This is a genomic window from Neoroseomonas rubea (genome assembly GCF_016106015.1).
GTDB lineage: Bacteria > Pseudomonadota > Alphaproteobacteria > Acetobacterales > Acetobacteraceae > Neoroseomonas > Neoroseomonas rubea.
Map to the genome: position 1 here is coordinate 1 of NZ_JACADQ010000264.1, position 5,978 is coordinate 5,978.

At 73.9% G+C, this 5,978-nt stretch carries 5 protein-coding genes and 1 pseudogene; 1 reads left to right on the forward strand and 5 read right to left on the reverse strand.

Features of this window, described 5'->3' with window-relative positions; genetic code table 11:
* Positions 1-156: 156 nt before the first annotated feature.
* Complete coding sequence (locus tag HW577_RS19025; protein ID WP_332837764.1) at positions 157-660, forward strand: fused DSP-PTPase phosphatase/NAD kinase-like protein; 504 nt, start codon at positions 157-159, stop codon at positions 658-660.
* Positions 661-676: 16 nt separating this feature from the next.
* Here the strand turns inward: HW577_RS19025 and HW577_RS19030 are convergent, their stop codons facing one another.
* From HW577_RS19030 to HW577_RS19050, 5 genes and pseudogenes are all read right to left on the reverse strand, one after another.
* Complete coding sequence (locus HW577_RS19030; protein ID WP_198377715.1) at positions 677-1,474, reverse strand: class I SAM-dependent methyltransferase; 798 nt, start codon at positions 1,472-1,474, stop codon at positions 677-679.
* Between the two features lie 96 nt (positions 1,475-1,570).
* The gene (locus tag HW577_RS26945) at positions 1,571-2,233 is read right to left on the reverse strand and encodes a CatB-related O-acetyltransferase (RefSeq protein WP_198377716.1); all 663 of its coding nucleotides are present in this window, start codon (positions 2,231-2,233) and stop codon (positions 1,571-1,573) included.
* The gene (locus tag HW577_RS19040; RefSeq protein ID WP_198377717.1) at positions 2,230-3,381 is read right to left on the reverse strand and encodes an MFS transporter; all 1,152 of its coding nucleotides are present in this window, start codon (positions 3,379-3,381) and stop codon (positions 2,230-2,232) included. Before HW577_RS19040 ends, HW577_RS26945 begins: the two co-directional genes overlap by 4 nt.
* A 14-nt stretch (positions 3,382-3,395) precedes the next feature.
* Positions 3,396-5,126 carry an ABC transporter ATP-binding protein gene (locus HW577_RS19045; protein WP_198377718.1) on the reverse strand — a complete coding sequence of 577 codons (1,731 nt, stop codon included), beginning with the start codon at positions 5,124-5,126 and terminating at the stop codon, positions 3,396-3,398.
* Between the two features lie 455 nt (positions 5,127-5,581).
* Positions 5,582-5,978 (reverse strand): annotated as a pseudogene (locus HW577_RS19050) (hypothetical protein); the annotation flags it as partial.

Below are 5,978 nucleotides of genomic sequence, written 5' to 3' on the forward strand. Positions count from 1 at the left end.
CCGCGTCCGGCGTGCCCTTCCTGCGCTTGCGGTCGCGGGCGTCGGCGTCCGGCATCTTGGCCTCGGGTTTCTGCTCGGGGTCGTCGCTCTCTGCCATGACGTCCTACGTGGCCGAGGGCCTCGAACCACCCGACGCCCTGGCAACTGCGCCAGGCGGTGCGCCGGCACGGCATCCGCACCGTCATCAACCTGCGCGGCCATCGGGAGGCCTGCGGCTCGGATGCGCTGGGGCGGGAAGCGGCGGCGGAACTCGGGCTGGAACACATCGACGCGCCGCTGGAAAGCCGCGGCGCGCCGCACAAGGACCGCGTGCTGCGCCTCGCCGGCATCTTCGCGCGCATGGAGGAACCGGCGCTGATCCACTGCAAGTCCGGCGCCGACCGCACGGGGCTTGCCGCCGGCATCTGGCTGATGACGCGGGGACGCGGGGTGGAGGAAGCGCTCGACCAGTTGTCGCTGCGCTTCGGCCATGTCGCGGCGGCGCGCACCGGCATCCTCGACGCCTTCTTCCGCCGCTACGCCGCCTTCGTGAAGCGGCATGGCGAGAAGCCCTTCCTCGACTGGGTGCGCGACGACTATTCGGAGGACGCGCTGCGGGCGGAATTCCGGAGCACGCCCTGGGCCGATCGGCTGGTCGATGGGGTGCTGCGGCGCGAGTGACGCCGCGGCACCTGCCTCAGCGCCGCGTCCCGATCACCACCAGGTATTCGCGCGGCATCGCCACGCCGAGCGGCGTGCGATGCGCGTCGTGGAAGGCGATGAAGTCGCGGCGCAGGTCGTCGCGGCGTTCCGTCGTCCGGTGCAGCGTCTTGGTCGGGCCGTAGCCCTCGCTGAACACCTCCCACACGCGCTCGCCCGACGGCATGCGCAGCACCGTCGTGCCGGTCTCGAAGGCCAGGTCGAAATCGGCGCCGAGCAGTTCGCGCACCCGCTCCTCCCGCCCCCATTCGAAGGGGGAGGGCGGGGCCGGGTTGGGCGGGGGCGGCATGTAGGGCCGCATCATCTGGAACATCTGCGCGAGCGTGCTGGTGGGTGGCCAGGTGGTCAGGCCGATGCGCCCGCCGGGGCGGACCAACCGCGCCAGTTCGCGCGCCACCGCGTCGGGCCGCGCGGCAAACATCACCCCGCAGGTGGAGGTGACGACATCGAAGCACCCGGCCGGAAGGCCGGTCGCCTCCGCGTCGCCCACCTCGAACGCGATATCGAGGCCCGAGGCCGCGGCGAGGCTGCGCGCCGCGTCGATCACGCCCGCGCCGAGATCGACGCCCGTGACGCGCGCGCCCTTCTGGGCGAGCCGCCGCGCCGTCCAGCCCGTGCCCGTCGCGAGGTCGAGCGCGCGCTCCCCGGGCTGGATGTCGAGCCGGTCGAGCATGTGGTCGATGGAATCCGCGATGGTCTCGCTGACCTTGTCGTAGGCCGCGCCGCCCGAGCCCCAGGTGGCGGCTGCCTTCTCGTTGTGCGGCAGGATGTCCATGGCCGGTTCCTCCCTTCTTGGCGGTCCGAAGTTCGGAGCGCGGGCGGACGCTAGGCCCCTTTTCCATTCGGAGTCACGAATTCATCGCCTGCCGATTCATGTGGCGCGGGCAACGTCCTCCAGCGCCGCGACGTCGCCCTTCACCAGCGCGGGGATGGCGCGGATGACGCGCTCCGCCGGCCAGTCCCACCAGCCTGTCGCGAGCAGCCGCGCGATCGTCGCCTCGTCGAAGCGCATGCGCACCACGCGCGCCGGATTGCCCGCGACGACGGCATAGGGCGGCACGTCCTTCGCCACCACGGCGCGCGCGCCGACGACGGCGCCATGGCCAATGGTGACACCCGGCAGCACGAGGCATTCCGTGCCGAGCCAGACATCGTGCCCGATGGTGATGTCCCCGCCGCCGCGCCACGGATAGTCGGGCAGCGGCAGCGCATCGGCGAAGGCGCCGCCCAGGATGCCGAAGGGATAGGTGGAAGGCCCCGCCATGGCGTGGTTCGCGCCCGGCATCAGGAAGGTCGCGCGATGCGCGATGGCGCACCACCGCCCGATCGAAAGGCGACCTTCGCCGTAGTTGTAGCGCACGCACAGCTCGAGGAAGCGCAGCGCCGCCTCCGGATCGTCGTCGTGGTAGTAGGAGAACGCGCCCGCGGTGACGTTCGCCACCTGCGGATGCCGCGCGAGCAGCGGCCTGAGGAACACCACGCCCGGCGAGCCCGGGATCGGGTGCAGCGTGTCCGGATCCGGCGTTGCGCTCATCCCTGCCTCCGCGCCATGACGCGCAGATAGGTGGCAAGCGCGACCAGCGCCACCGCGAGGAACGCCACCCCCGCCAGCAGCGGCGCCGCGGGTGCGCCGGTGACGTCCCGCGCCAGCCCCGCCAGCGGCGGCAGCGCCGCGAGCGCGCCGTAGAACAGCGTGTAGTGCACGCCCATGCCGAAGGCGCGGGATGCCGGGGAGAGAGCGCGCCCCACCATCGCCATCACCAGGCTCGCCGGCGGTGCCGTCAGCACGCCGAACAGCGTCAGGAACACCCAGGGCGAGAGGCCCGCGACGACCGCCAGCAGGCATCCCGCCATGCCGAGCATGCAGCCGACCGTGACCGCCACCGGCCGCCCCGCGCGTTCCGCCAGCGCGCCGCCCATCGGCAGCAGCGGCAGGATGGCGAAGCCGATCAGCGACGTGACGGCGCCCGCCGCCTCCACCCCCCAGCCGCGCGCCACCAGGAAGGCCGGCGCGAAGCCGAGCGCCACGACATAGGCCGCGTTGTAGAAGCCCCAGACGCTGCCCGCCGTCAGCAGCGGCGCCCATTCGCTGCGCAGCAGCCCGCCGCGCCGCGCCGGCGCGGCACCCGCGCCATCCCCGCGCGGCAGGGCGATCAGCAGCGGCACGAAGGAGGCGAGGCACACCGCGGCCGACCACCACAGCCCCGCACGCCAATCCCCGCCCAGCAGCGGCAGCACCAGCAGCGCGATGCCGATCCCGCAGGGCCAGGCCATCAGCATCAGCCCGAGCGCCGGCGCGAGGGATGCGCCCGAGAAGCGGTCCAGCACCATCTTCGCGCAGGCGATCGCCAGCAGCGCCCCGCCGACGCCCGAGACGAGCCTTCCGGCCATCGCCATGCCGAAGCCTTCCGCCAGCGCCAGCACCGCCCCGCCGGCGGCCATCAGCCCGACGCCCGAGAGCAGCACGCGCCGGTCCCCCAGCCGCGCCATCACCCAGCCCGCCGGCAACGCCACGAAGACGCCGGCGAGCGAATAGGCGCCGATCAGCGAGCCCAACTCCGTCCAATCCGCCGCCAGCGTGCCGATCAGCAGAGGCCCGAGCGCGCCCACCACCTGGAACTGCGCCCCCATCGCGGCGCGGGAGGCCGCGAGCACCAGCAGGTCGAACCAGCGGCTGCGCATCCCGCCGCGCGCGCCTACCCGAAGGCCTGGGTGCGCACCAGCCGCGCATAGAGCCCGTCCGCCGCCATCAGCTCGGCATGGGTGCCCTGCTCGACCGCGCGCCCCTTCTCCATCACCACGATCCGGTCCGCGTCGCGCACCGTGGCCAGCCGATGCGCGATCACCAGCGTGGTGCGGCCCTGGCGCAGCCGCGCCAGCGCCTGCTGCACCAGCGCCTCGTTCTCGGCATCCAGCGCGCTCGTCGCCTCGTCCAGCAGCAGGATGCGCGGGTCGCGCAGCAGCGCGCGGGCCAGCGCGATGCGCTGGCGCTGTCCGCCCGACAGCCGCGACCCGGCCGGGCCAAGCATGCTCTCGTACCCATCGGGCAGCGCGGCGATGAAGTCATGCGCGGCGGCGGCGCGGGCGGCGTCCTCCACCTGCTGGCGCGTGGCGCCTTCGCGCCCGCAGGCGATGTTGGCCAAGGCGGTGTCGTCGAAGATCACCGCCTCCTGCCCCACATAGGCGATGGCGTCGCGCAGGCTGGCGAGCGAGGCCGCGCGCGTGTCCACGCCATCGACCAGCACCGCGCCCTCGGTCGCGTCGTACAGCCGGGGCACCAGCGCGATGGCGGTGGATTTCCCCGCGCCCGACGGCCCGACCAGCGCGACCGTCTGCCCGGGCTCGGCGACGAAGGACAGGCCCGCCAGCGCCGCATCCGGCACGCCCTCATAGGTGAAGCCGACGCCGGCGAACTCCACGCGCCCATGCCCCGCCGGCAGCGCGGCCGCGCCGGGCGCGTCCACCACGCGGCGATCGGCGTCCATCACGCCGAAGACGCGCGAGAGCCCGGCGAAGCCCTCCTGCATCGCCGCGTTCAGCGACCCCAGCGCGCGCACGGGGCGGGAGGCGATCAGCAGCGCGGCGACGAAGCCGGTGAATTCGCCCAGCGTCCCCGCGCCCGACGACACCCGCCAGCCGACGAAGGCGATGACCGCCGCGACGGCGAGCCCGCCCAGCACCTCGAGCATCGGGTCGAGGGAGGCGCGCGTGCGCGCGATGCCGTACAGGCTCTCCCGCAGCCGGGCGAAGAGCCGTGCCGCGCGGGCTTCCTCCGCCGCCTCCAGCCGATAGGCGCGCACCACCCGCGCGGCGCCGAAGGATTCCGTCAGCGCCGCCGCGGCTTCGCCCACCCGTTCCTGCATCCCGCCCGAAGCCCGGCGGATCCGCTTGCCGAGCTTGAGGATGGGCAGGATCGCGAGCGGATAGAGCAGCGCCGCGACCAGCGACATCTGCCAGTCGAGCCAGACCATCGACGCGGCCAGGCCGACCACGGTCAGCGCATCGGCGACGGCGTTGATCGACTTGGTCAGGGCCTCGCGGATCAGCGAGGCATCGGTCGTGAAGCGCGCGGCATGGCGCGCCGGCGCCTCCCGCGCCACCATCGCGAGATCCGCCCGCGTCAGTGCGCGGAACAGATCCGATTGCAGCGCCTCGATCACCCGCAGCACCACGGCCTGGATCGCCACCGCCTGGCCGAACTGCGCGGCGGCCTTCAGCGCGGTCACGACCACCACGACGATCGGCACCAGCCACAGCCCGTCATGCTGGCCCGAGGTGAAGCGGTCGAAGGCCTGCTGGATCACCACCGGATACAGCGCCGTCATGCCCGCGACGCCGAGCGTGCAGAGCAGCGCGATCGCGATGCCACGGCGATGCCAGGCGACATAGCCGCGCCAGAGGCGGCGAAGAAGAACGGAGGAGGTCATGCGGGGAAGGGGATAGGCCAGAACAGGGACGGACGGAATGCGAGGGGGCGCCGCCCCCACGCGTTCCCCCGGCAAGGGACCGTGTCCGCGCGGTAGCCATGCGAGGGGGCGCCGCCCCCTCGCACTCCCCCGGCAGGGGACCGTGTCCCCTGCACCCGCCAGGACCCGGCGCGCGACCCTGGCAGGGCATCGCAGGCCGCGAATCCTCCGGCCGGCACCGTCCCGATCATGTCATCGGGCGGCCCTTGCCGGGCGCGTTCAGGATGTGCTAGTTCTTGTTTCGTTCCGGTGAAGGCGGCGGGGCCGGATCCCCCACTCATCCCCCGAGTGCGGCCTCGTCGCCGATCGGCCCGAAGGGCGCGGCACCGGTCATCGGCAGGGCACGCCGCGGCGGAGCGGTGTCGCATGGGCGTGCCAGGCGCCCGCATTGCCCCCGCTCCTCCGCGCATCCGCGGTCAGTCCGGCATCCCGCTCACGAATCGCCGCCGCGCCTCCGCCCGCAGCTCCTCCCGCGTCGCGACGCAGCCGCCCGCGAGCCAGGAGTCGCGCAGCGCGCCCAGCAGCCGCCCCATGGCCGGGCCCGCCGGAACGCCTTCCGCCAGCAGGTCCCGGCCGAGCAGCGGGAAGACCGGCACCTCCATTGCCGCGATGCGCGCCCGCAGCGCGGCCCAGGCGGCCGGATCGCCATCCTCCCGCGCCGCGACCAGCCAAGTCCGGTCCAGCACGGGCGCGGCCTCCCCCGCCTCGGCCAGCGCGCGGCGCAGCGCGACATCCTCCGCGCCCGGGCGCGGAGGAGGGTCGGAAGAGCACACGCCTGAACTCCAGTCGCGCCTGAATCTGGGAGGCCGGCTC

Excerpts from the sequence above, each read along its gene's own strand:
- HW577_RS19030 (WP_198377715.1), bottom strand. The coding sequence starts at position 1,474 with ATGGACATCCTGCCGCACAACGAGAAGGCAGCCGCCACCTGGGGCTCG.
- HW577_RS19040 (WP_198377717.1), bottom strand. The coding sequence starts at position 3,381 with ATGCGCAGCCGCTGGTTCGACCTGCTGGTGCTCGCGGCCTCCCGCGCC.
- HW577_RS26945 (WP_198377716.1), bottom strand. The coding sequence starts at position 2,233 with ATGAGCGCAACGCCGGATCCGGACACGCTGCACCCGATCCCGGGCTCG.
- HW577_RS19045 (WP_198377718.1), bottom strand. The coding sequence starts at position 5,126 with ATGACCTCCTCCGTTCTTCTTCGCCGCCTCTGGCGCGGCTATGTCGCC.